At 68.6% G+C, this 24,754-nt stretch carries 17 protein-coding genes and 1 riboswitch; of the genes, 5 read left to right on the top strand and 12 right to left on the bottom strand.

Going from position 1 to position 24,754, the window contains the following annotated elements; all coding sequences use genetic code 11:
* Window positions 1–10: 10 nt before the first annotated feature.
* The 11 genes from ABTV91_RS16495 to ABTV91_RS16445 are packed head-to-tail and all read right to left on the bottom strand — an operon-like array spanning window position 11 to window position 11,773.
* On the bottom strand, window positions 11–1,267 hold the full coding sequence (locus ABTV91_RS16495; protein ID WP_433852395.1) for a type II secretion system F family protein: 1,257 nt from the start codon (window positions 1,265–1,267) through the stop codon (window positions 11–13).
* On the bottom strand, window positions 1,264–2,973 hold the full coding sequence (locus ABTV91_RS16490; RefSeq protein ID WP_433852394.1) for a GspE/PulE family protein: 1,710 nt from the start codon (window positions 2,971–2,973) through the stop codon (window positions 1,264–1,266). The genes ABTV91_RS16495 and ABTV91_RS16490 overlap by 4 nt, the downstream gene beginning before the upstream one ends.
* Window positions 2,960–4,369, bottom strand: a complete 1,410-nt coding sequence (locus ABTV91_RS16485; RefSeq protein WP_433852393.1) for an AAA family ATPase — start codon at window positions 4,367–4,369, stop codon at window positions 2,960–2,962. Before ABTV91_RS16485 ends, ABTV91_RS16490 begins: the two co-directional genes overlap by 14 nt.
* Before the next feature lie 8 nt (window positions 4,370–4,377).
* Window positions 4,378–5,274: a tetratricopeptide repeat protein gene (locus ABTV91_RS16480; RefSeq protein ID WP_433852392.1), complete on the bottom strand. Its 897-nt coding sequence runs from the start codon at window positions 5,272–5,274 to the stop codon at window positions 4,378–4,380.
* The gene (gene mshL / locus ABTV91_RS16475) at window positions 5,274–7,034 is read right to left on the bottom strand and encodes a pilus (MSHA type) biogenesis protein MshL (protein WP_433852391.1); all 1,761 of its coding nucleotides are present in this window, start codon (window positions 7,032–7,034) and stop codon (window positions 5,274–5,276) included. The genes ABTV91_RS16480 and mshL overlap by 1 nt, the downstream gene beginning before the upstream one ends.
* A 39-nt stretch (window positions 7,035–7,073) precedes the next feature.
* On the bottom strand, window positions 7,074–7,811 hold the full coding sequence (locus ABTV91_RS16470) for a type II secretion system protein (RefSeq protein WP_433852390.1): 738 nt from the start codon (window positions 7,809–7,811) through the stop codon (window positions 7,074–7,076).
* A 25-nt stretch (window positions 7,812–7,836) separates the two neighbouring features.
* Window positions 7,837–8,466, bottom strand: coding sequence for a hypothetical protein (locus tag ABTV91_RS16465; protein ID WP_433852389.1), 630 nt, complete (start codon window positions 8,464–8,466; stop codon window positions 7,837–7,839).
* Window positions 8,463–9,002: a hypothetical protein gene (locus ABTV91_RS16460; protein WP_433852388.1), complete on the bottom strand. Its 540-nt coding sequence runs from the start codon at window positions 9,000–9,002 to the stop codon at window positions 8,463–8,465. The genes ABTV91_RS16465 and ABTV91_RS16460 overlap by 4 nt, the downstream gene beginning before the upstream one ends.
* Window positions 8,999–10,408, bottom strand: a complete 1,410-nt coding sequence (locus ABTV91_RS16455) for a hypothetical protein (protein ID WP_433852387.1) — start codon at window positions 10,406–10,408, stop codon at window positions 8,999–9,001. The genes ABTV91_RS16460 and ABTV91_RS16455 overlap by 4 nt, the downstream gene beginning before the upstream one ends.
* Window positions 10,405–10,950 (bottom strand): hypothetical protein, encoded by a 546-nt coding sequence (locus tag ABTV91_RS16450; protein ID WP_433852386.1) that lies wholly within the window; start codon window positions 10,948–10,950, stop codon window positions 10,405–10,407. Before ABTV91_RS16450 ends, ABTV91_RS16455 begins: the two co-directional genes overlap by 4 nt.
* A 7-nt stretch (window positions 10,951–10,957) precedes the next feature.
* On the bottom strand, window positions 10,958–11,773 hold the full coding sequence (locus ABTV91_RS16445; protein ID WP_433852385.1) for a prepilin-type N-terminal cleavage/methylation domain-containing protein: 816 nt from the start codon (window positions 11,771–11,773) through the stop codon (window positions 10,958–10,960).
* Between the two features lie 288 nt (window positions 11,774–12,061).
* On the opposite strand from ABTV91_RS16445, the gene ggt reads away from it, so the two are divergent.
* On the top strand, window positions 12,062–13,765 hold the full coding sequence (gene ggt / locus ABTV91_RS16440) for a gamma-glutamyltransferase (RefSeq protein ID WP_433852384.1): 1,704 nt from the start codon (window positions 12,062–12,064) through the stop codon (window positions 13,763–13,765).
* Window positions 13,766–13,870: 105 nt separating this feature from the next.
* On the opposite strand, the gene ABTV91_RS16435 is transcribed toward ggt, so the two are convergent.
* On the bottom strand, window positions 13,871–15,451 hold the full coding sequence (locus tag ABTV91_RS16435) for a BCCT family transporter (protein ID WP_433852383.1): 1,581 nt from the start codon (window positions 15,449–15,451) through the stop codon (window positions 13,871–13,873).
* Between the two features lie 381 nt (window positions 15,452–15,832).
* Window positions 15,833–15,934: riboswitch (TPP riboswitch) on the top strand.
* 101 nt (window positions 15,935–16,035) lie between these two features.
* Between ABTV91_RS16435 and thiC the strand changes: the two genes are divergently transcribed.
* The 4 genes from thiC to ABTV91_RS16415 all read left to right on the top strand — a co-directional run bounded on the left by thiC (window position 16,036) and on the right by ABTV91_RS16415 (window position 24,717).
* Complete coding sequence (gene thiC / locus ABTV91_RS16430) at window positions 16,036–17,961, top strand: phosphomethylpyrimidine synthase ThiC (RefSeq protein WP_433852382.1); 1,926 nt, start codon at window positions 16,036–16,038, stop codon at window positions 17,959–17,961.
* A gap of 503 nt (window positions 17,962–18,464) precedes the next feature.
* Entirely contained in the window at window positions 18,465–20,801 is a 2,337-nt protein-coding gene (locus ABTV91_RS16425) for a winged helix-turn-helix domain-containing protein (RefSeq protein WP_433854212.1), read from the top strand.
* 112 nt (window positions 20,802–20,913) lie between these two features.
* Window positions 20,914–21,816, top strand: a complete 903-nt coding sequence (locus ABTV91_RS16420; protein ID WP_433852381.1) for a helix-turn-helix domain-containing protein — start codon at window positions 20,914–20,916, stop codon at window positions 21,814–21,816.
* A gap of 45 nt (window positions 21,817–21,861) precedes the next feature.
* Complete coding sequence (locus ABTV91_RS16415) at window positions 21,862–24,717, top strand: TonB-dependent receptor (RefSeq protein WP_433852380.1); 2,856 nt, start codon at window positions 21,862–21,864, stop codon at window positions 24,715–24,717.
* The last annotated feature ends 37 nt before the right edge of the window (window positions 24,718–24,754 follow it).

The following is a 24,754-nucleotide window of genomic DNA, read 5'->3' as shown; positions in this document are numbered from 1 at the left end:
TTACCTCGTTTCATAGCTTTGGCCCGGTGATCGCCTGCTGGACCAGGTCGTAGACGGGCAGCAGCAGGGCGACGATCAGGAACACGAACATGCCGCCGGCCAGCAGCACCACCACCGGCTTGATGACTTCGGAAAGATTGGTGATCAGCCGCTGCAGGCGCAGGCTGTACTCGGCGGAAAGACGCGCGAACTGCGAGTCGAGCGTGCCGGTTTCCTCGCCCACGCCGATCATGCGCACCATCATCGAGGGGAAGCCGCCGACCTGGCGCATTGCCGATGACACGCGGTCGCCGCGCTCGAGCACCTGGCGGATGGCGATGATGCGGTCGCGGTAGTACTCATCGCGCATCGCCCGCTCCATCACCTGCAGGCTGCTGACCATGTCCACGCCGGCGCGAATCAGCAGCGCCATGTACTCGGTGAAGAACGCCAGGCCGGAGGAGAACATGATGGTCCTGGCGATCGGCAGCTTGTGCAGGGTGTAGTGGATCGCGCGCCGGAAGCCGCGGCTGTAGCGCCAGGTGACCCAGAACACGAACACGGCCACCACCAGCCCGGCCAGGATCCAGGCGATGTGCGCGATCAGCCACTCCGAACCGGCCATCACCGCGATGGTCAGCGGGGGCAGCTTGGCGTTCATCTGCTTGAACAGGTCGGCGAGATTGGGGATGACGTAGTAAATCCAGAAGCCGCCGGCGGCGAAGATCGCCGAGAACACGAACGCCGGGTAGATCAGCGCCTGGCGGGTGTCGGCGGTCATCTTGGAGATGCGCTCGATGTGGTCCGCCGCTTCGCCCAGCATGCGATCCATGGTGCCGGTCTCGTCGCCGATCATGACCAGGTTGCGCACCGTTTCCGGGAACGCGTCGGGGAAGCGCGAGAAGGCGTCGCTGAGCGACGCGCCGGCATCCAGTTCCTCGAGCAGGCGCCGGGCCAGCTTGGCCGGGTTCGAGGTGCGGCCGCCGCCGACTTCGTTGGCCACGGCACGCAGCGCCTCCAGCACCGGGATGCCGCTGCTGGTCATCACCGCCAGGTCGCGCAGCATGCCGGCCAGTTCTGCCGGCCGGATGCTGGGCTTGACCAGGTGCGAGATCGAGCGCTGGGTCTCGGCCAGCCATCCTGGCAGGCGGTAGAGCGACAGCACCACCGCGTCGAAGTTCTTTTCCAGCCACATCCGCGCCGAGGCGTCCTGTTCGACGGCAAGCTGGGTGACGCCGCTGCGCACGCGGCCGCTGGAGAGCAGCAGGCGGTAGTAGTAGACGTTCATGGCGCCGGCCCCACGCCGGCCACGCGCATCACTTCCTCGCTGGTGGTCTGGCCGGCGACGACGCGCGCCTTGGCCACGTCCTCGATGCCGCGGAAGCCGGCGTTCATGGCCAGGTTGCGCAGCGCTTCGCGGCCGGCATCGTCGGCGATGCCGTTGGCCAGTGCGTCGTCGACCATCATGATGTCGTAGACCGGCAGGCGGCCGTAGAAGCCGCTGCCGCGGCAACGCTCGCAGCCCGTGCCACGCTTGCCGCAGCTGCCGGCCGGCAGGCCCAGCCACTCCAGTTCGCGATCGCTGAAGGGCGACTCCTGCGCGCAGAAGGGACAGTTCTGCCGGACCAGGCGCTGGTTGACCACGGCCAGCAGGTTGTCGGCGATGACCTGCGCTTCCAGCCCGAGCGGGCGCAGGCGCGGCACCACGCCGAACACGGTGGTCACGTGCAGCGTCGAGAGCACGAGGTGGCCGGTGGCCGCCGCCTCCAGCGCGGCCTGCGCGGTTTCGGCGTCGCGCATTTCGCCCAGCAGGATCACGTCGGGGTCGTGGCGCAGGAAATGGCGCAGCGCCGAGCCGAACTCGTAGCCGGCGCGCCGGTTCACTTCGGTCTGGCCGGCGCCGGGCACGCGGTATTCGATGGGGTCTTCCACGGTGAGCACGTTGCGCTCGATCAGCGACTGCATGCGCAAGGCCGCGTGCAGCGAAGAGCTCTTGCCCGAGCCGGTGGGGCCGGTGATCAGGATCAGGCCGGCCGGGCGCGCGAACAGGCGTTCCAGCGCGGCCACGTCCTGTTCGAAGAAGCCCAGTTCCTTCAGCCCGTCCAGGTCGCTGTGTTCGGGCAGCAGGCGCATGACCACGCGCTCGCCGGCGTCGGTGATGATGGTGGAGATGCGCACGGTGAGCGCCGAGTCCAGCACCGTGGCACGGAAGCTGCCGTCCTGCGGGCGGCGCTGTTCGGAGATGTCCATCTCCGCGGCGAGCTTGATGTAGCCCAGCAGGCGGCTGAGCGAGGTCGGCATGGCGAACATCGGCCGCAGCACGCCATCGACGCGGAACAGCACGTGCAGGCTGTCGTCCGACGGCGCGATGTGGATGTCGGTGGTGCGCTCGCGCACCGCGTAGTGCAGCAGGTAGTCGAGCAGCTTCTCGGGGCTGTAGGCATGGTCGTTGTCGGCCGACAGCCGCTTGATCTCGCGCTCCAGCAGGCTCTCGACCGGGTTCTGCGCGAAGTAGTAGGTATGGCGGATCAGCCGCGCGACCTTGCCGTACTCGCCCTGCAGGAAGCGGCAGCGCAGGCCGCAGCGCTGCAGCACCAGCTGCTGCACCGCCTGCGGATCGGCGTCGCCGATCAGCACCTCCAGCGCGTCGCCGGCGCGGCGCAGCGGCAGGAACTGGCGCAGCTGGCACAGTTCGCGGTTGAAGATCGCCAGCACCTGCGGATCGGCCTGCGGCAGGGTGTCCACCTGCACGTAGTCGATGCCGTTCATCTCGGCCAGCGCCTGGACGATGTCCGACTCGTTGGCCAGGCCATGCTTGATCAGGATGCGCCCCAGGCGCTGTTTCTCGACTTCGTTCTTCTGCAGCGCGTACTGCAGCTGCGTGGCGTCGATCAGGCCATGGGCCAGCATTCTCTCGCCCAGGCGCATGCCGTCCTTCTGCGGCGCGCTCGGGGGCTGGGGGCGGAGCGAGGAGGTGGGGTCAACCGTGGCCATGCTGTTGCGTTTCCGGAGAAGTGGGGCCGGCACCGGAGCGTGCGGCCAGGAGTGTGTCGAACAGGAGCAGGGTGGCGGGATCGGGCAGGCCGCTGGCCGGCAGGCCGCTGCGGCCCTGGAATTGCCGGATCGCCGCGCGCATGCGTGGGCCGTAGCGCCCGTCCAGCGCGCCGTCGTAGAGGCCGTGGTCAGCCAGCAGCGCCTGCAGCGCCAGCAGGCGCCGGCGGTCGCCCAGGCCGTCGAGGAAGTCTTCCGCGCGCAGGCCGGCACGCCAGCCGGCGAGCCAGCCGTGGCCCTGGCGGCGCAGGCACAGGTGCTCGGTGCTGGACAGGCGTGCGAGCAGCGCGTCGTCGATGGCCTGCACCTGCACGGGATGGTCCCCCAGGCGCTGCAGGCAGGCATTCCATTGCCGCGCGCTTTGCTCCGCGCCGGTGGCGACCGGGGCCGGGCGGATATCGGCACGTTCCTCGGCATGGCTGTCGCCGCTGCGCAGGGCGAGCGCGGAGATCGCCACCACCAGCAGGCCCGCCAGCGACGCCGCCAGCGCGACCGGCAGCCTGCCGCGCATCCGTACCGGTTGCACGCCGGCTTCGGCGGCGGCGGTGCGCACCAGCGCGGTGTCGACGCTGCGTGCATCGGCGCGCCGTCCGTACAGGCCATACAGGCAGCGGTCCATGATCAGGTGGACGCGGCGCGGATTGCCGCCGCTGGCGCGGTGCAGGGCCAGCGCCGCGCCGGGCGACAGCGCGATGCCCGGCGAGGGATTGCCGGCCGCGGCGAGGCGGAAATGCACGTAGCGCTCGATTCCGGCCGGGTCCAGCGCCTCGAGGCGCACGTGCTTGCAGATGCGGCTGGTGAGCTGGCGGATGCAGGGCTGTTCCAGGTTGTGGTGCAGCTCCGGCTGTCCCGCCAGCACGATCTGCAGCAGCTTCTCCTGCCCCGTCTCCAGGTTGGTCAGCAGGCGCAGCAGCTCCAGGCTTTCCAGGGTCAGGTTCTGCGCGTCGTCGATCACCAGCACGCAGGTGATCTGCGCGCGCCAGCGCTGGATCAGGAAACGGTTGAGGGTTTCGATGTCGGCGGCGGGGTTGCCCCTGGCCTCGAGCCCGAAGTCGCGCAGCACGGCCGCGAGCAGGTCCGGTCCCTGCAGGAAGGTGTTGAACACCATCGAGGTGACGACGCCTTCGCCGTCGAGCGCGAGCAGCAGGCGGCGCAGGAACGTGCTCTTGCCGGTGCCGACCTCGCCGGTCAGCAGCACGAAGCCGGCGCGGGTGCGCAGGCAGTGCGCGGCCTCGACGAGATCCGCCTCCAGGCGCGTGGTCTGGAACCAGGCGGCCGCATCCGGCGTGGGCGGGAACGGGGCGCGTTCCAGTCCCAGCGTCTGCAGGTGGCGGGCCATGGCCGGATTCATTGCTGCGCCGCTTCCAGTTCGGCCAGGGCCTGCGCGACCTGCGTCGAGCGTCCGTTGCGCGAAGCCAGGTGGCCCAGCCGCGTGCGCGCCTCGGCGACGTTGCCGCGCCGCGCGTCGAGCAGGGCGAGATTTACGCCGGCGGTCTCGTCGTCGGGCACGCGGTCGAGGATGGCGCGGTACAGCCGCTCGGCCTCGGCATAGTCGCCGCCGCCATGGGCCACCCAGGCGCGGGCGCGCAGCAGGGTCAGGCTCTGCGGCGGCAGCAGCGCCTGCAGCCGGGTGACCGCGTCGTCGATGCCCGCCTCGTCACCGCCGGCGACGGCGGTGTTGAGCGCGTTCATGGCCATGCGCACGGCCACGGTGGTGGATTCGTCGCCGGCGTCGCGTTTGGCGTCGGCGGGGTCCTGCTGGCGTACCGAGAGCTGTATCTGCGCGCGTGCGGGTGGTGCGGATTCATTGCCCGCAATGCGGGCGTCGGATGGTGGATCCGCGGGCGCGTTGTCGGGGGCCATGGACGCGGCAGGCGGCGCGGCAGGCGTGGCGACACGGGGTGGCGCGGCGGGAGCGGGTGCCATGGGATCCACTGGACGGGTTGCCGCGTTGCCGATGCTGTCGACCGGAGTGGCCGGAGGCAGGGGCGCGGCGGCAGGCGGAACCACCGCCGCCACCGGCATGACAGTGGCGATCGTTGGCACGGCGGAAGGGGCAGGGGGCGCGGGGTGGCGCGGAATCAGGAAGGCGACCGGCATGGCGACCACGACACCGGCCAGCAGCCAGGCGACCGGAAAGCGGCGGCCGTCGGCCAGGCGCCGCGGCGACGCATGCGTCCGCGACGGCGCGCCGTTATCGGTCGTCGTTGCCGGTTGCCGCAGCGCGTCGTGGATCAGGCTCATCAGATCACCTTCACCCGCAGCACGAGGACCAGTTCGCGGGTGTTGTGGGTCTTGCCGCGCGAGCCGAACATGCGGCCGAAGACCGGCACGTCGGACAGGCCGGGGATGCCGGCGTCGCTGGTGGTGCTGTTCTGGTCGATCAGACCGCCGAGCATCACCGTGTCGCCGTCCTTGAGGTTGAGCGTGGTGGTGATGCCCTTGACGTTGATCACCGGCAGGGTGACCGCGTTGCCGTTGGGGAAGTTCTTCAGTGCCAGGCTCGACGGCTCGACCTCGGTCTGCATCGGGTGCACCAGCAGCTCCACCGAACCGTTCTCGTGGATCATCGGCGCCACGCCGATCACCACGCCGGAAAACAGCGAGTCGGTCTGGATGTCCGAGGAGGTGAAGCCCGAGCCGGTGCCGGAGCCGCCGGAAAAGTTGGTGGTGGACTTGGTGACGTAGCGGATGTTGGTGCCCACGCTCAGATAGGCCGGGCTGCCGTTGCGCACGCGCACGGAGGGGTTGGACAGGATCTTGACGTTGCCGAACTGGCGCAGCACGTTCAGCGCCGCCGAGAAGGTGTCGCTGATGTAGCTCAGCCCCAGCGCGCGGCCGGCGGCCGAGCCCAGGTTCTGCTCCGGAAATACGATGGTGCGACCCTGGTTGCCGTAGCGGTTGCCGCTGAAGTTGCTGTGCGGGTCGCTGCCCTGGTAGCCGCTGTAGTCCAGGGAGTTGGGATTGGTGTCGGTACCGGGCGTGGGCCGGATCACGGCTGGCGTATCGCCATACAGGCCGGCGACGCGGTTGCGCAGCAGGTTCCAGTCCACCCCGTAGTTGGAGTTGTCGTTCAACGAGACATCAAGGATCTGCGCCTCGACCAGCACCTGTCGGCGCAGCTTCTTCTTGCTGTGTTCGATCAGGTCCTCGACCGCACGCATCTGCGAAGGGCGCGCGCGCACGTAGAGCGTGCCGCTGCCTGCATCGAGATTGAAGCGCGGGAGCTCCGGCGGCGGCGGGTCGTTCGGGCCGCGGGCGGCCGGCGCGGCAGCCTTGTCCGTGCCGAGAATGGTCTCGATCGCGGTGCCAAGCTGCTTGTAGGGGTCGTTGTCCTTGCCGACGGCGCCGGTCATGGTGAGCGTGCCGCGCAGCTGCTGGCCGCCACCGCCGCCGCTCTGCATGCCCGCGCCAAACACGTCGCCGCCGGTGGACAGGTCCAGCGAGGTGTTGGAGTCGAGCATGTCGACGTTGAAGATGCGCTCGCTCATCTGCGAGACCACCAGCGTGCCGCCGCGGACCTCGCCGTGCAGGTCGAAGCCTTCCAGGATGTGGTTGTAGACCTCGCGCGCACTGACGTTGCGCAGGTGCAGGCTGGAGCGCTGGCGCTGTTCGAGCACGCGCGGGTCGACGATCAGGTTCATCTTCAGTTCGTCGGCCAGCGCCCACAGCAGCTGGCCGACGTCGGCGTCGTACATGCTGATGCTGACCACGCTGTTCTCCAGCGGGTCGTAGGCCGGCGCGACCGGCGCGATCGCGGCCACGGGGCTGGATGACTGTTCGAGCTGCTCGCGCAGCTTGTCCTGCTGCGCGGCCAGCTTGGCCGACTCCTCGGCCACGGCGGTGCCGGTACGTTCCAGCGCCTTGTACTCGGTCGGCGGCAGGTCCTTCACGCTGCGGGGAGGCATGTTGGCGCACGAGGCCAGCAGCAGGCCGCCGACGGTACCGGCAAGCAGCCGGAGCGCGGGATGGCGGGAGTGCGGGGCGTTGGGGCGAAGGATCATGTCGATGGGCCTTGGAGGAATGCGGAAGGACGTGTCGGGTCAGCGGGTGGACGTGGCCAGCCAGCCGAGCAGCGTGGTCGCGCTCTCGGCGACGACCACGTCGTCGTAGCGGTTGTTCGGTGGCCGCGCGGGCGTCGCCACGCACTGGCTGGCGCCGGTGGCGAAGCTGCGGTTTGGTCCGTCGAAACCGGGCGCAGGATCGCCCGAGCCATCCAGGTCCGCTGCCGGCGCGACCAGGACGAATGCGGGATTGGTGGGGAAATCGCCGGCGCAGCCGGCGCCGGTATCGCTGGGATCGGGGGCGGCGGCCGAATACCAGGGCGCGACGGTGGTCGGAGCCGCGTTGACCAGCGCGTCCAGTACCGTGGCCAGACCGCTGCGCCCCTCGATGTCGGGTTCGTCGACCGAGGATGCGGCCGGGTCGACCAGATCGATCGTGCCGTTGCGATACACGCCGTAGCGCAGCCGGCGGTTGCGCTCTGGGATATCCAGTCCGAGCGTCTCGTAGGGCAGCCAGCCGCTGCCTCCGCTGCAGACCGCATCGCTGCGGCCGCGGTCGCCGCCGGTGCTGGTGTCCGGGCAGGGCAGCCGTTTGTTGCGCAGCACATAGGCACGCAGCGCCTGGCGGGCGGCCTCGGCATCAGCCTGGGCGGCGTTGTACAGACGCGCCTGTTGCATGGATTCGACGGCCGAATTCATGGTGAGGGTGAGCACACCGAGGATGCCGAGCACGGTCGCCAGTTCCACCAGCGTGTAGCCGCCCTCCCGTACAGCCATCGCCCGGGTCCGCTGCCGGCGCATGTCACTGCGTCCTGCCTGGCGTTGCCGCGGTGGATACGGCGGCCGCTTCCAGGTTGACGTCGTAGCGCAGCTGACTCTTGAGCTGCTGCAGCTCGGCGATGATCGCGTTCATGCGCGGCTGCGTATCCGTGCCGGCCGGAGCCGCGACCAGGTCGCCCATCTCCCGCGCCAGTTCCTGCGTGCGCTTGGCGATCAGCAGGTTGTTGCGCAGGGCCTCGGCATTGATGTTCGGCGGCAGCTTGCCGCTGGCCTGCATCGCATCGAGCTGGCGCAGCAGTTCGTTGGCGGCACGGTCGTTCTGCGCAGCCTTTTCGCGGATCTGGAGCAGGGCCTGGGCCAGCTCCGCGCGGGTGGGCTGGCGTCCTCCGAACACGGCAGGGGGCTGGCGCGCGACGGTAGCCGCCGCCGCGGTACCCGGCGCGCCATTGTTCATCCACGGCGGAGGCGGTTCGGCCGTGTGCCCGGCAGGGACGACGGGCGCGGGAGGCGCAGCGCCGGTTTCCGGCGCGGAGGAAACTGGCGCGGCGATACCGGGATTTTCCGGCGTGCCTTGGCGAAGCAGCACCACGGTCAGCAGGCCGACGGCAACCAGCGCGCCGGCCCAGAGCACGGGCTTGACGGCCGGTTTCATGGGCGGCCTCCGCCCTGCACGGGCTGCAGGGGATTGAGCACGCGCAGGGTCTGGCGGGTACCCGCGGCATCGTCCAGGCGTACCCAATCCTGGCCGATGGCGCGGACGCGGGTGCCGTCGGCGAGGCGGGAGCCGACCTGGACATACTGGCCATCGATCACCGCGACCCGGCGGCCATTGGTCACCAGTACCAGCGAGAGTGCGCGTGCTGCAGGGGCCGCTCCAGGCTCGGCACCGGCCTGGTTACCGGTTGTTGTGCCAGCGACGGAGGCGGTGGAAACCGGAGCCGCGACCGGCAGTGCGATCACGCCGTTGCCATCGGCAACGGGAAATGCGGCGTCGCGCAGCGTGGCGATCGCCGCCGCGGTCTGCCGGTTGCGCGCTATGCCGTTGCGAAGCTCCGCCATCTCGGCGGTTTCCTCGGCCTGGTTGCCCAAGCGAAGCACGGCAGGCTTGGCGATCACCATGCTGGCCAGCCAGCCGACGACCAGCAGCCACGCCAGCAACGCGGATGCGGCGGTGTATTTCATTTTCATGGAGTGGCTCCGGTGACCGCCGGTGCGGGAGCGGCGGCGGCCGCGCGCCTGAGCAGATAGGAGAAGAAGCCGCCGGCTGAACGCGTCGCCGCCGTGCTGGCCTGCGGATCCAGCGGCACCGGATCGAATCCGGCCCGCCGCAGGCGCTCGACGAACGTGGGGATCTGCAGGCCGGCATCGCCGTGGTCGGGATCGACCACGGCATCCACGCGCAGGGTCGGTTCGCTCACGTCCGGAGCATCGGGGGCGCGGACGGGCGAGCCGGCGGGCGCGGGCTCCTCCACGCGCACGCGCAGGATCCGCACCTGGCCGTCGGCGGCCTCGCGCACGAGGTTCATGCCTGCCACCGGATCGATGCCACCCTGCAGTTTTCCGGCGCGTTCGATGAATTTCAGCACGTCGTCGAAACGGTCCGGCATGGCCGATTTCGGGGCCAGTGCGGTGATCTGCGCGTCGAGCCCCGATATCTGCGCGTTGATCTCCTCCGAGCGGGTGTTGGCCTCGTGCGCGCTCAGCGTCCAGCGCGCGCCCAGCGTGCCGAGCACCAGGGCGAACAGCAGCGAGGCGGCGCTGGCGTAGGGCAGGGCCCACTCGGCCAGGTAGGCGGCGCGGCTGCCGCCCGGATTCACCGCGATGGCGGCGCCGGCAACGCGTTCCATCCATGCCGCGCCGCTACGGTATTCGTTGCCCGCCTCGTCCAGCACGCGCCGCACCGGCACGGTGGCCACTTTCAGGCCGCTGCGCGCGGAGAATATCTCGCGCAGGCTGTCGTCCGGCCAGGGCCGCTCTTCGCCGGGATGGCGCACGAGCAGCGGGCACCATTTCATTTCCAGCGGATCGAGGTTGTCCTCGCCGCGCGCCAGGTCGTCGGCGATCTGTTCGGCCAGCGAGCCGGCGGTCATGGCCAGATCGTCGGGGTCGTCGCTGTAGGCCAGCGAGCTGCGGTAGACCATGCCGTGCCTGAGCAGGGCCAGCACGCTGAGCTGGCGCCCCGATTGCAGGACCACGCCCTGGCCGGGCTTGAGCGCCTTGAACAGCAGCGAGGTCATGGGCACCAGAAGGCAATGGTCCGGCTGCGACTCCGACCAGGCGTAGGTCTGTTGCCAGGTGTCCAGCGGGATGGCGGTGAACAGTGCCTGGTAGCCGGCGCCGACGCCATGGGTCTTGTGGATCAGGACCTTGGCGTCGCCATCGACCAGGCCGTCGGAACGCAGTCGGCGCTCGATGAGCGCCACCGCATGCGCCGGGCTGCCTTCCAGGGCGATCACGCTGCTGACCGCGCCTTCGAAGTCGGCGACGGCCATGGCCGCGCGCTGCAGGCGCGGTCGGGTTTCGCTGCGGCTGACATGACCACCATCGAACGTCAGCCAGCCGTTCTGCTGCTGGACGGTGAAAAGCAGGCTCATGGCGCGACTCCGGCGGGAAGGGTGGTCGCCCCGGTGGCGCCGGTGCGGAACAGGATGGCGCCGCGCAGGGTCAGCGACAGCGGCGCGGGTGCGCGGTCGCTGGCAACGGGAGAATTGAACAGGCCTTCGTCGGGATGGGTCACCGACAGCTCGAACGCGTCCGCGCCGAACATGCGGTCGTCACCGCGGGTGACGGCGCCCAGCAGCGCCGCGGTGTCCTCGCGGCTCATCTGGCTCTGCCGCAGGTTGATCAGGCGTTCGCCCCAGGCCTCCGGCTGGAGGCCGTTGCGTTGGGCGCCGGCGAGCAGTTCGTGCGCCGATCGCGCGTAGTCCACGCGCAGTTGTGCCTCCTGTCCGCGCACCTGCGCCTCGGCCAGGGCCTGGTTGCGTTCGCCCAGGCGGGCATAGGCCTCGGCCAGGGCCGAGCGCGCGCTGATGAACCACACGGCGGTGACGATCAGTGCGGCCAAGGTGATGCCGAACGCCGTCAGCGATGCGCGCCGGGACTGCTGCAGGCGCGAGAACAGGGAGGGCACGTTCATGGCGGCGTTACTGGTTCATCTTGTAGTTGGCGACCAGTGTCATCACCTGGTCGTCGTCGGTGGCGGTACCGAAGGTCTTGCCGTCGGTGGTGGCCGAAGCCATCGAGCCGGTGTTGTTGCCGCCCCACTCGGTGCCGATGGTGGCGGTCGTGGCGCCGCCGGACGCGGTGGCCGGGCGGGAGGTGATGCCGACCTGGCGGAAGGTGCCGTTGGCGGCGTCGGCCTTGCCGTCGATCATCTGGTCCAGTGCGCGGGCCAGATCCGGGGTCAGCCCGGTGATGTACATCGAGTTGCCCGAACCCCACAGCGTGCCCGGCTTGTTCCAACCGAAGCAGATGCGGATCTCCTGCGGGTTGCCGTTGGTGTCCAGGTAGGCGTAACGGTCTTCCTTGCCTTCGCCGCGGCCCGGCGGCAGGGTGATGCCTGCCCGGCGCACGAGGTCGCGCAGGTCGAACTCGTTGCCGCCCTGCTTGCCGCGGGTCAGGCCTGCGGCCGTCGGCAGCGCGTCGGCTCCTGAGCAGATCAGTGCCGGCTCGGTGGCGCCGGTCATGTTGCCGCCGGAGAAGCCGGAGGTGTAGTTGGCGCCATTGACCATCAGCTGCGGCGCGGACTGGTTGTCGCCGATCGGCGCGCCGTAGCGCTGCTGGTAGCTGTTGTAGGTGACCACCCACTGGTCGACGAACTTCTGCTTGATGCGGGTGTACTCGGCGTTGCGCTGCACGTCGCGGCCGATCATCACCGCGCCGATGATCACGCCGATGATGACCAGCACCACCGCCATTTCGACAAGGGTGAAGCCGCCCTGGCGGCGCTTGGAAGACATTTGCATTGGATTGCCCCTTTGATGGAAACCTGCGCGGCCCGGCGGACACGGAAGTTCCGTCGGGCGTGTGTTGTTTCGGGCAACTTGATAGGCCACCAGCGTAAGAGGAACGTAAGAGCGCGCCGCGGCCGGAAACTTCGGGTGCCGGCAGCGATGCCGGGTGGGGTATTCCGCGGGCGGCAGGCCATCGCGGGGAAGCGGTCGAGACGGTCCCGTACGGCGCGCCGGATGCGCGCGCACCGCCTGCCGGTTATCGTCCGTGTCCGTTCTCTGCTCCTGGTCCCGCCAATGAAACGCCTGCCGCTGCTGCTCCTGTCCTGCCTTGCCATCCCGGCCCTGCATGCCGCCGACCGCATCACCGGGCCGGGTTTCGCTACGCGCTCGGAGGTGATCGCGCCGCACGCGATGGCGGCGACCTCGCAGCCGCTGGCCACGCAGATCGCGCTGGACGTGATGAAGTCAGGCGGCTCGGCGGTGGACGCGGCGATCGCCGCCAACGCCGCGCTCGGGCTGATGGAGCCGACCGGCAACGGCATCGGCGGCGACCTGTTCGCCATCGTCTGGGACCCGAAGACGCGCAAGCTCTACGGCTACAACGGCTCGGGGCGCTCGCCGCAGTCGCTCACCCTGGCCGAGTTCCAGCGCCGCGGGCTGAAGGACATTCCCGCCACCGGGCCGCTGCCGGTGTCCGTGCCCGGCGCGGTCGATGGCTGGTTCGCCCTGCACGGGCGCTTCGGGCGCAGGCCCATGACCGACAACCTGGCCCCGGCGATCCGCTATGCGCGCGACGGCCACCCTGTGGCCGAAGTGATCGCCTACTACTGGGACCGCTCGGTACCGCGCCTGTCGCAGTACCCGGGCTTCAGGGAGCAGTTCACCGTCGACGGCCGCGCGCCGCGCAAGGGCGAGCTGTGGCGCAACCCGAACCTGGCCGACACCCTGCAGAAGATCGCCGATGGCGGCCGCGACGCGTTCTACAAGGGCGACATCGCCCGCACCATCGATGCCTATTTCAAGGCCAACGGCGGTTTCCTCAGCTACCAGGACATGGCCGCGCACCAGGGCGAATGGGTCGAGCCGGTAAGCAGCAACTACCGCGGCTACGACGTGTGGGAGCTGCCGCCCAACAGCCAGGGCATCGCCGCGCTGCAGATCCTCAACATCCTGGAGGGCTACGATTTCTCGAAGATCCCGTTCGGCTCGCCCGAACACGTGCATCTGTTCGTCGAGGCCAAGAAGCTGGCCTTCGCCGACCGCGCGCGCTTCTACGCCGACCCGGCGTTCTCACCGGCGCCGGTGCAGCGGCTCGTGTCCAAGGACTACGCGGCGCAGCGGCGCGCGCTGATCTCGATGGACAAGGCGCTGAAGGAAGCGCAGCCGGGCACGCCCAAGCAGCTGGAGGAGGGCGACACCATCTACATGACCGTGGCCGACGCTGACGGCATGATGGTCTCGCTGATCCAGTCCAACTACCGCGGCATGGGCAGCGGCATGGCGCCGCCGGGGCTGGGTTTCATCCTGCAGGACCGCGGCGAGATGTTCGTGCTGCAGAAGGGCCATCCCAACGGCTACGCGCCGGGCAAGCGCCCGTTCCAGACCATCATCCCGGCCTTCATCACCAAGGACGGCAAGCCGTTCGCCAGCTTCGGGGTGATGGGCGGGGCGATGCAGCCGCAGGGCCATGCGCAGATCGTGATGAACCTGGTGGACTTCGGCATGAACCTGCAGGAAGCCGGCGACGCGCCGCGCATCCAGCATGAAGGTTCCACCGAACCGACCGGGCAGGGCACGGCGATGCGCGATGGCGGCGAGGTCAACCTGGAAACCGGCTTCCCCTACGAGACCATCCGCGCGCTGATGCGCAAGGGCCACCGCGTGGTGTTCGCCGACGGCCCGTACGGCGGCTACCAGGCGATCATGCGCGACGCGCAGACCGGCGTGTACTACGGCGCGTCGGAAAGCCGCAAGGACGGGCAGGCGGCGGGCTACTGAACCTGGGTTTCATCGCGTCGCCCGCCACGCGTCGATGCGTGGCGGGACGGCGCGCCTTCCGGACAGGGACCGCGCAGCCATGGACGCCACGCGGTCCGCGCGATGTCAGCCCTGCTCCTGCGCCCGTGTCGCCTCCGCGCGGGTTTCTTCCTGCGCCGCCATCTCGCGTTCGATCCAGGACTGCACCGCATGCCGCGCGCGCTGCGCGCGGCGCCGTTCGAGCTGGTATTCCAGGTCCAGCACGCGGTACAGGCAGACCATCACCAGCACCATCAGCAACGCGAACGGCAGCGCGGCGATGGTGATCATGCCCTGCAGCGCGTCCAGCCCGCCGGCCAGCAGCAGGACCGCGGCGATCAGCGCCACCGCCACGCCCCACACCGCCTTGCGTGACAGCGGCGGGTCGCCGGCCTCGTCGGTGGACATGCTGGCCAGCACCAGCACCGCCGAATCGGCCGAAGTGACGAAGAAGATCACCAGCAGCACCAGCGCGATGATGGACAGCAGCAGCGAGGCGGGCAGGCTGTCGAACAGCGCGAACAGCACGGTCTCGTAGCCGTTGCCCAGCGCCTGCAGCAGGTCGGCATGGCCGGTGATCTGCGCCCACAGCGCGCTGCCGCCGAACACCGAGAACCACACGAAGCCGAGCAGGGTCGGCGCCAGCACCACGCCGACCACGAACTCGCGCACGCTGCGGCCGCGCGACACGCGCGCGATGAACGCGCCGACGAACGGCGCCCAGGCGATCCACCAGGCCCAGTAGAAGATGGTCCAGTCCGCCACCCAGGTGCTGCCGGAGAACGGCGACATGCGCAGGCTCATCGTCACCAGCTGGTTGAGATAGGCGCCGAGCGTGGTGGTGAAGGTGTCGAAGATGAAACCGGTCGGCCCCAGCACCAGCAGCAGCGCCGCCAGCAGCAGCGCCGCCAGCAGCAGGTTGAAGTTGGACAGCCACTTGATGCCGCGCTCCACGCCGCTGAGGGTCGAGGCCATGTACAGCACGAAGGCGATGGCGATGATGGTCAGCTGCACCGGTACGCTGGCGGTGATGCCGAACACGCGCTGCAGGCCGGCGGCGATCTGGATGGTGCCGAAGCCCAGCGTGGTCGCCACGCCGATCGCGGTGGCCACCACCGCGGCGATGTTGACCGCATGGCCGACGGCGCCGCGGTGATGGCGGCCGATCAGCGGCTGCAGCATGTCGCTGATCAGCCCGCGGCCGTTGCGGTTGTACTGGAACCAGGCCATCGCCAGGCCGATCAGCGCATAGATCGCCCAGGGGTGCAGGCCCCAGTGGAAGAAGGCGTAGCGCATCGCCGCGCGTGCCGCGTCCACGCTCTGCGGGGCGAGACCTTCGGGCGGCTTGGAGAAATGCGAGATCGGTTCGGCCGCGCCCCAGAACACCAGGCCGATGCCCATGCCGGTGGCGAACAGCATCGCCAGCCAGCTGGCGCGCGAGAAATCCGGCTCGGCATCTTCGCCGCCGATGCGCAGGCTGCCGAAGCGGCCGGCCGCCAGGTACAGCAGGAAGGTCAGCGTCAGGAACACGATCAGCAGGTACAGCCAGCCGACGCTGCGCACGACCTCGGTCAGCGCGGACTGCACGATATCGTTGAACGGGCCGGGCGCGACGCCGGCCAGCAGCACCAGTACGGCGACCAGCGCGATGGAAACACGAAACACCATGGAGGAGCTTCTCCGATCTGGGGATGGGGGAGCGAGCCAGGGCTTGCAGCGAACCGGCCACGAAGCGGCGCGGAGGAGGAGGGGCCGGCACGGCGGCACAGGGCGGCATTAATGCGGCAGCGGCGCATCGTACTGGAAGGGATGTCACGATTTCGTTAGAACCGGCTTCACGCTTCCACCGTGGAATGCGCCGCAGGAGCGCACTTCAGTGCGCGATGGGGCTTGCATGCAGGCCTTTCCGCAACAGCTCATGCAACCACGTGCCAAGGTCCAGAGGGGACGGCTCCATCGCGCACTGAAGTGCGCTCCTACACCAAGCGTGCTCCTGTACGCGCGCTGTTGGAGGCCGGTGCCATTGTTTCCGGCTTCATGCTCTAATGCCGCCCGAAGCGGGGGTACCGCGGCCATGGCGCCACGGTTGAGACAGTCCCTTGGAACCTGATCCGGTTGATACCGGCGTAGGGAAGCTTCGCAATGCCAGGCCGCGTGGATACCTGCCAGGGTGAGTCCATGCGCCTGCGGCAGTGCGCCTTCGCTTCGTCCGGCCCGTGCATCCGCGCGGGCCTCCAACAGGACGATGCCCGATGAACGCACCGCTTTCCGCCCTGCAGCAGCAGGCGCAGCAACTCTCCGGATCCGTGACCCGACCGATCCCCGGTTCGCGCAAGATCCACGTGGCGGGCTCGCGCCCGGACCTGCAGGTACCGATGCGCGAGATCGCCTTGGCGCGCACGCCCACCCTGTTCGGCGGCGAGCACAACCCGCCGGTCACGGTCTACGACACGTCCGGCCCCTACACCGATCCGGACGCACGCATCGATCTGTCCGCCGGCCTGCCGGCGCTGCGCGCGGGCTGGATCGAGGAACGCGGCGATACCGAACGCCTCGACGCCCTGAGCTCGGCATTCGGTCGCGGCCGCGAGCGCGACGCGAAGCTGGACACGGTGCGTTTCCCCGCGCGCAGCCTGCCGCGCCGCGCGTGCGCCGGCGCCAACGTCACCCAGATGCACTACGCGCGGCGCGGTATCGTCACGCCGGAAATGGAGTTCGTCGCCATCCGTGAGAACCAGCGCCTGGACGCGATGCGCGAGGCGCTGCGCGAAACGCCGCGGGCCGATGCGCGGGCCCACGCGCAGGCGCCGGCCCTGCTGCGCCAGCATCCGGGCGAGGCGTTCGGCGCCACCCTCCCGGCGACCATCACCCCCGAATTCGTGCGCGAGGAGATCGCCCGCGGCCGCGCCATCCTGCCGAGCAACATCAACCATCCGGAAAGCGAGCCGATGATCATCGGCCGCAACTTCCTCACCAAGATCAACGCCAACATCGGCAACAGCGCGGTGTCCTCGGGCATCGCCGAGGAAGTGGAGAAACTGGTGTGGGCGATCCGCTGGGGCGGCGACACCGTCATGGATCTTTCCACCGGCAGGCACATCCACGAGACGCGCGAATGGATCGTGCGCAACTCGCCGGTGCCGATCGGGACGGTGCCGATCTACCAGGCGCTGGAAAAGGTCGACGGCCGCGCCGAGGAACTCACCTGGGACATCTTCCGCGACACGCTCATCGAACAGGCCGAGCAGGGTGTGGACTACTTCACCATCCACGCCGGCGTGCTGCTGCGCTACGTGCCGCTGACCGCCGGGCGCGTCACCGGCATCGTCTCGCGCGGCGGTTCGATCATGGCCAAGTGGTGCCTGGCGCACCACCGGGAGAATTTCCTCTACACCCACTTCGAGGACATCTGCGAGATCATGAAGGCCTACGACGTGGCCTTCTCGCTGGGCGACGGCCTGCGACCGGGCTGCATCGCCGACGCCAACGACGCGGCGCAGTTCGGCGAACTGGAGACGCTGGGCGAGTTGACGAAGATCGCCTGGAAGCACGACGTGCAGACCATGATCGAAGGCCCCGGCCATGTGCCGATGCAGCTGATCAGGGAAAACATGGACAAGCAGCTGCGCGAGTGCGGCGAGGCGCCGTTCTACACGCTGGGCCCGCTGACCACCGACATCGCGCCCGGCTACGACCACATCACCAGCGCCATCGGCGCGGCGATGATCGGCTGGTACGGCACGGCGATGCTCTGCTACGTCACGCCGAAGGAACACCTGGGCCTGCCCGACCGCCAAGACGTGCGCGACGGCATCATGGCCTACCGCATCGCCGCGCATGCGGCCGACCTGGCCAAGGGCCACCCCGGCGCGCAGCTGCGCGACAACGCGCTGAGCAAGGCGCGCTTCGAATTCCGCTGGCAGGACCAGTTCCATCTCGGCCTGGATCCGGAAAAGGCGCAGTCGATGCACGACGAGACCCTGCCGAAGGAGGCGCACAAGCTGGCCCACTTCTGTTCGATGTGCGGGCCGCACTTCTGCTCGATGAAGATCACCCAGGACGTGCGCGATTACGCCGCGGCGCAGGGCATCGACCCGGCCACCGCGATCGAGGCCGGCATGGCAGGGAAGTCGGCCGAGTTCCGCGCGCAGGGTGCCGAGGTGTATCGCGTGGAATGACCGGTGGAACGATGCGGGGCACGGACGCGCCGCATCGTGGTCGTGTTGCACGGCGATGACATCGCGGGGCGCGCATCCATCGCAGCGATGGAATCGCTGTGTAATGACCTGTTTATTTTTTCTTCAGCTTCTTGAAACCCGAAACGTTGCCGCCGGGTTGCCGGTTGCCTGTGCAGGCTTCGGTCCTTCATTGCCTTGGCCCCGCAACGTTCCCGCTGTCCTGAGCGCAGCAGGCGCCGCTGCAGGGAAGATGAATGAAACATAAAAAAATCGCGCCCTGGGGCGCGAATTCTGAAGCGGTTATGTGCGTTGCGTCGGCGAGAGAGAGCCTGATGTCTACCCGCATGGCTATACAGGCAACTCCCATAGGCTAATATCGCCGCGCCTCGAAACATTTGCTCATTGCGTTGACGCCATTTGCGGAATTTGGCGGTTCACTGGCGGCAGCGCCTCCAGGGAGCGGGCTCAGGATGCGGCCACCAGCGATTCACTCCCTGATCGGCATGGAAACCATCGATAGCGGCTTCTCCTCTCCTGATCGCCTGAACATCGGCGACTGTCTGATCGTCCTGTCCTCGCGCGAAGTGCATGCGCCCGGTGCGCGCCGTCCTGCGCGCCTGACGCCCAAGGCGATCGGCGTGCTGCTGGTGCTGGCCCGCAGCGCGGGCGATGTCGTCACCCGCGACGAGCTGTTCGCGCAGGTTTGGCCGGACACGCTGCCGACCAACGACGTGCTCACCCAGGCGGTCACGCAGCTGCGCAAGGCGCTTTCGGCCGGTGGCGCGTTCCAGGAAGGGCAGGAGTACATCGAAACGATCGCCAAGACCGGCTATCGCCTGTTGGCGCCGGCGACGTGGGTCTCCGTGCCGGAAGGGCGGGATGCCGGCGGCACGGAGACCGCCGGGTCCGGACCCTCTGCCAGCGATGCATCCTCTTCCCCGGCACCGGCGCCCATTGCGCCCGATGGCCGGTCCGCCGGCTTCCGTCAAGGCACCGGGTTCTGGCGCCTGGCCAGGCGCAGGCTGCTGCTGGCGGCCGGGCTGTTGCTGCTGTGCAGTTCGGTGACGATGGCGTGGCTGTTGTGGCAACGGCCGGCAAGGGAAACCGCGCTGGATGCGGCGACAGCCGATGGAAAGGGCGTGATCGGCAGCCCCGAGCGGCCGTACCGGCTCATCACGGCGCGGCAGGGATTCGGTACGTTCCCGGCGTTGTCGCCCGACGGCGCACTGGTTGCCTTCGCGGACGAGAGCGACGGCGGATCGACGCTCAAGGTGCAGAGCACCGGCAGCGCGACGTCGGCCACGCTGGTGGAGGCACCGGCCGATGCGCTGGATCGCTTTCCGGTCTGGTCGCCCGACGGGCGCGAGATCGCCTACGCGCGTTTCCACCCTCGGGGCGGTTGCGAAGTGCTGGTGATCGGTGCCACCGGCGGCAACCCGCGTCGCGTCACCGCCTGCGATGGCGCGGAGATGCTGAGTTTCAACTGGACGCCCGACGGTCGCGGGCTGGTGTTCGGCTCGATGACCGGGCGCCACGGTGCGCCGGGGATACGGACGCTGGACCTGGCGACGGGGCGATGGACATCGCTGGCGTACGACAGGGCCGATGGCGATTTCGACTATGCGCCGCGTTTCTCGCCCGACGGCAGCCAGCTCGGCTTCATCCGCAACCCGCAGATGGGCGGCCTGTGGGTGATGGCCGCTGCCGGCGGCGCGGCGCGACGCGTCACCGCCGGCAGTACGGAGATGCGCGGCTGGAGCTGGCTGGGCAACGAGGCCGTGGTGTTCGGCCGACGGGTGGACAGCGAGTCGAGGCTGTACCAGGTCGACCTGCGCACCGGCCTGCTGAAGGACCTGGGCGTGGACGATGCGCAGAGTCCGAGCGTGGCCGGGATGGGCAGGATGCTCGCCTTCGTGCACCGCGCTCCGCTGTTCGGCCTGTTCCGCATTCCGCTCGATCATCCGGAGCGGAAGGAGCGCCTGTTCGCGTCCTCGGGGCGCGATGCCCAGCCGATGATCGCGCCCGATGGCCGGCAACTGGTTTTCACCTCGAGCCGATCCGGTGCGTTCGCGCTGTGGTGGGCGCGCCTGGGGGATGATGGTTCCCTGCACCCCGTGGAAGGCCTGCGCCCCGAAGCGCGGCAGCCCCCCGACTGGTCGGCCGACAGCGAACGGGTGCTGGTCAGTGGGCGCGACGACGCGGGGCGTCCGGGTATCTATGAGGTGGCGCCGGAACAGGGGCAGTGGAAGCGCCTGCCCATTCCCATGTCCGAGCCGCTGCAGGCGATCTACGGGCCTTCGCCCGATACGCTCTTCGTGATCGGCGGCGAAGAGAACGGACCGGTGAGCTTGACGCTCTTCGACCGCAGCGGCGGCACCTGGCGGCGCCGGGCCCAGTTGCCGGGCGCTTCCCAGATCCGCTACGACCGCCGGACGCAACGGGTGCTGTTCACGCGGCTGGCCGAAGGCGGCCTGTGGTCGGCCGACGCCGACCTGTCGCCCGCCAGCCTTCGCGAAGTCAGCGGGGATGTGCCGACACGTTGGCGGTTCCGGACCTGGGCCTTAGGCAGCGACAGCGCCGTCGCTTACCTGCACCAGGATGCGGGCTGCTCCGTGCAGCTGAGCCGGCTCGATCTTCCTGAGGCGTCGCGCTGCCTGGAAACCCGGGCATCGAGCGCGACCAATGGATTCAGCATCGCGCCCGACGGCAGTGCGGTCTACATGGCGCTGGCCGTGGCCGATGGCACCGACATCGGCGTGATGCCGGTTCCGGAAACATCCTCGCGGCCGCTGCTCGGCATCCTCAAGTGGTTGCCGCTGCTGGGAAAACTGGATTCGTGATTTCTTCGTGCCGCCTTCCAGAAGAATTCGGAAGGTTATCGGCATAACTTCCTGACGCCTGCCGCCAGAGTTGGCAAAACCATCGGCCATTGAAGGCAAATGATGGTGAGTCATGCGACAGGTAGCCTGGGTCGACCGCGGCCAGTCGGTTTCGTTCGAGAAGCAACTTGAGGAGGGGCCGCGCCCGAACTGCGTGGGCGTCGCCCGCCTTGGCAGCCTGCAGACCTCCGGCACGGTGTTCACCGTATGGATGCAGCTGCGCGGCAGCGCCTGGGTGGAATCCAAGGAAGGCCGCTTCCGCTTGCGCCAGCGCGAGTGGATCGCGTTCGAGAAGGAATCGCGACCGCTGATCCAGGCCAGCCGCGACGGACTGTGCATCGGCGTGGCGCTGGATGCCGACGCGCTGCGTACGCTGGGCAACCTGGCCGACAGCGCGCTCTATGCCGGTCATGGGCTCATGAGCCGCACCGAGGCGCGCACGGCGCTGCACCTGTGGCGCGAGGCCCAGGCCAAGGGGCCGGGCACCCACGTCCTGCGTCCTCTGCTGCTGCACGTGGCATCGCTGCAGCGGGACTTCTCCGACGGCGTGCAGCGCTGCCCGGGGCGCTCGCGCCTGCGCAAGCGCCAGGTGTTCGGGCGCATGCAGCGCGCGCGCATGTACCTGGAAGGCAACAGCCACCGCGTGGTGCGCATCGGCGAACTGGCGGAACTGACCAACTTCTCCAGCTGGTACCTGTCCAAGACGTTCCAGAGCCTGTACGAGGAAAGCCCGCAGTCGCTGTCCGCGCGGTTGCGCCTGGAGCGGGCGGCGACGCTGCTGCGCGATACCGACATGATGATCAGCGAGGTCGCCTCGGCCAGCGGCTTCGACAACTGCTGCAGTTTCGCGCGCGCTTTCCGCGCCCGTTTCGGCATGTCGGCCACGCGCTACCGTGAAACGGTCGTGACGCTCCCGCCACATTCGGCAAAGTCTGCGACTGGTTCGGGCAAACCCATCAGTTCGGTACAAACGTAACGTTCAGGGGTGTTTAACACACCACTAACGTAACCGGAGAGATTGATGAAATTTCGTACTCCCGCAGTGCGGCTGGGCCTGCTCCCGGCCGGCATCGCGATCGCGTTGACCCCTGCCTTCGCTTCCGCGCAGGACGCCACCGGCGCCACCACGCTGGACCGCCTGGAAGTGACCGGCTCGCGCATCCGTGGCGCGAACATGGAAACCCAGCAGCCGATCCTGACGCTGAGCCGTGAGAACCTGGAGAAGCAGGGCTTCACCTCGGTTGCCGACGTGCTGCAGAACCTGACCTCGGCCGGCTCGCCGGCGATCTCGCGCTCCGAAGCCCTGGCTTCCGGCGAGAACGTGGGTGGTTACTACATCGACATCCGCAACCTGGGCGCCACCCGCACCCTGGTGCTGATGAACGGCAAGCGCCTGGGCGCGACCAGCGGCGGCTACCAGGACCTGAGCCAGATCCCGATGTCGGCGATCGAGCGCATCGAGATCCTGAAGGACGGCGCTTCGGCCATCTACGGCTCCGACGCCATCGCCGGCGTGGTCAACGTCATCACCCGCAAGCGTTTCGACGGCGCCGAAGCCAGCGCCTACGTCGGCCAGTTCAGCGAAGGCGACGGTGAAACCAACCAGTATTCCTTCACCCTCGGCGCCGAAGGCGAGCGCGGTGGCGTGACGCTGTCGGCCGAGTACTCCAAGCAGGATCCGGTGTGGGCGCGCGACCGCTGGTTCTCGCGCGACGGCGGCCTGGGCCCGAACACCACCAACGACGATCTGAGCCCGATCGGCCCGAACAGCGTGTGGTGCGACCCGCGCGTCTTCGGCGACTGCAAGCCCGCCAAGGGCAAGCCGGATCCGATCTGGCAGACCCTGAACCCGGGTGGCGATCCGACCAATCCGAACGACTACCACCCGCTGACGCCGGCCGAGTACGCCAACGCCAACCAGCAGATGATGCTGCAGACCGGCATCGAGCGTAAGTCGGTGTACGTCAACGGCAACTACGACTTCACCGACTCGGTGACGTTCAACGCCGACCTGCTGTACAACGACCGCACCACCGACCAGCAGATCGCCGGTTACCCGTACCAGTCGCAGTCGTTCGGCACCCCGCTGTCGGCCGACAGCGCGTTCAACCCGATCGGCCAGGACATCGAGTTCCGTCGCCGCCTGTGGGAAGTGCCGCGCACCACCGAGAGCAAGCTGAAGACCCTGCGCTTCGCGCCGTCGGTCAGCGGCTTCTTCGAGTTTGCCGACCGGAGCTTCGACTGGAACGTCGGCGCGCTGTGGAACCGCAACGAAGTCACCAAGACCAATTACGGCGACATGAGCCTGATCGCCGCGCGCCAGGCGCTCGGCCCGTCGTTCGTCGACGCCAACGGCGTTGCCCGCTGCGGCACGGCCGCCAAGCCGATCGACGGCTGCTATGCGTGGAACCCGCTGCTGCCGGCCGGCGTTGCCGGTCCGGGCTCGCTGGACAACCAGGAACTGCGTAACTTCCTGTTCCCGACCTTCACCACCACCGGCGTGAGCAAGACCACCTCGTTCACCGCCGACCTGAGCGGCTCGATCGTGGCGCTGCCGGCGGGCGACCTCGGTTTCGCCGTGGGCGTTGAGCACCGCAAGGAAGAAGGCCGTTACGTTCCGGACGCGTTCGCGCAGTCGGGTGAGTACACCGGCCTGGCGTCGAGCACGACCAACGGCGAATACAGCCTGGACGAGGTGTACCTGGAGCTGAACGTTCCGGTGCTGGCCGACATGGCCTTCGCCAAGGAACTGACCCTGAACGTCGCCAGCCGTTACTCGGATTACAGCAACTTCGGCGACACCACCAACAGCAAGTTCGGCATCACCTGGCGTCCGGCCGACGACCTGCTGGTGCGCGGCACCTACGCCGAGGGCTTCCGTGCCCCGACCATCGACAACATGTACGGCGGCACCGGCTCGAGCTTCGAGAAGTACATCGATCCGTGCGGCGTGAAGGCTCCGGCCAGCGTTAACGGCAACGCGGCCTGCAACGCCGCCGGCGTGCCGCTGGGCTACGTGCAGCTGGGCCAGGGCCTGGTGCCGTGCTCGACCTATCCGTGCGCGACCCCGGACCAGTTCATCAACGGTTCCAACCCGAATCTGAAGCCGGAAACCTCCAAGAGCAAAACTGTTGGTCTGGTGTGGAGCCCGCGCTGGGTGCAGGGCCTGGACATCTCGCTTGACTGGTACAACTACCAGATCAAGGAGATGATCATCCAGGACAGCGTCGACCGCATCCTGCGCGACTGCTACACCCTGGGCAACAGCGCCCGCTGCGCCGGCATCGTGCGCGAAGCCGACGGCCACATCAGCAAGATGTTCTACGGCCTGGCCAACCTCGGCCAGATGGAGACCGAAGGCTACGACCTGGGCATCAAGTACCGCCTGCCGGAGCTGGCGATCGGCAAGTTCAGCATCGATTGGCAGACCACCTACACCGCCAAGTACGACGAAGCCGGCCAGAACTCCGCTGGCGAGAACATCATCATCGGCAACGTCGGTACGGCGGGCATCTTCCGCCTGCGCTCGAACGTGGGCGTGAACTGGGAGTACGGCGACTTCGGTGTCAACTACACCGCGCGTTACTACTCCGGCATGCGGGAGGGCTGCATCGACCTGGATTCGTTCTGGTGCAACGCTCCGGACCACATCGCCAATGGCGAGGATGATCCGCTGCGCAAGACCGGCTCGAACACCTTCCACGACCTGCAGGTCAACTGGAAGGCGCCGTGGGATGCCACCATCGCCGTCGGTGCGAACAACGTGTTCAACCACCGCGGTGCGCTGCAGTACTCGGCGCCGAACAGCGACTTCGCCTACTACGGCGGCTTCGACATCGGTCGCTTCATCTACATGAAGTACACCCAGCGCTTCTGATCCATCGAAGTTCTGTGCAGCATGACGAAGGGCGGGC

The organism is Stenotrophomonas nitritireducens (assembly GCF_050984405.1).
Taxonomy (GTDB): Bacteria; Pseudomonadota; Gammaproteobacteria; order Xanthomonadales; family Xanthomonadaceae; genus Stenotrophomonas; species Stenotrophomonas nitritireducens_B.
The sequence above is the reverse complement of the archived record's forward strand: the minus strand, read 5'-3'. Positions and strand labels throughout refer to the sequence as shown.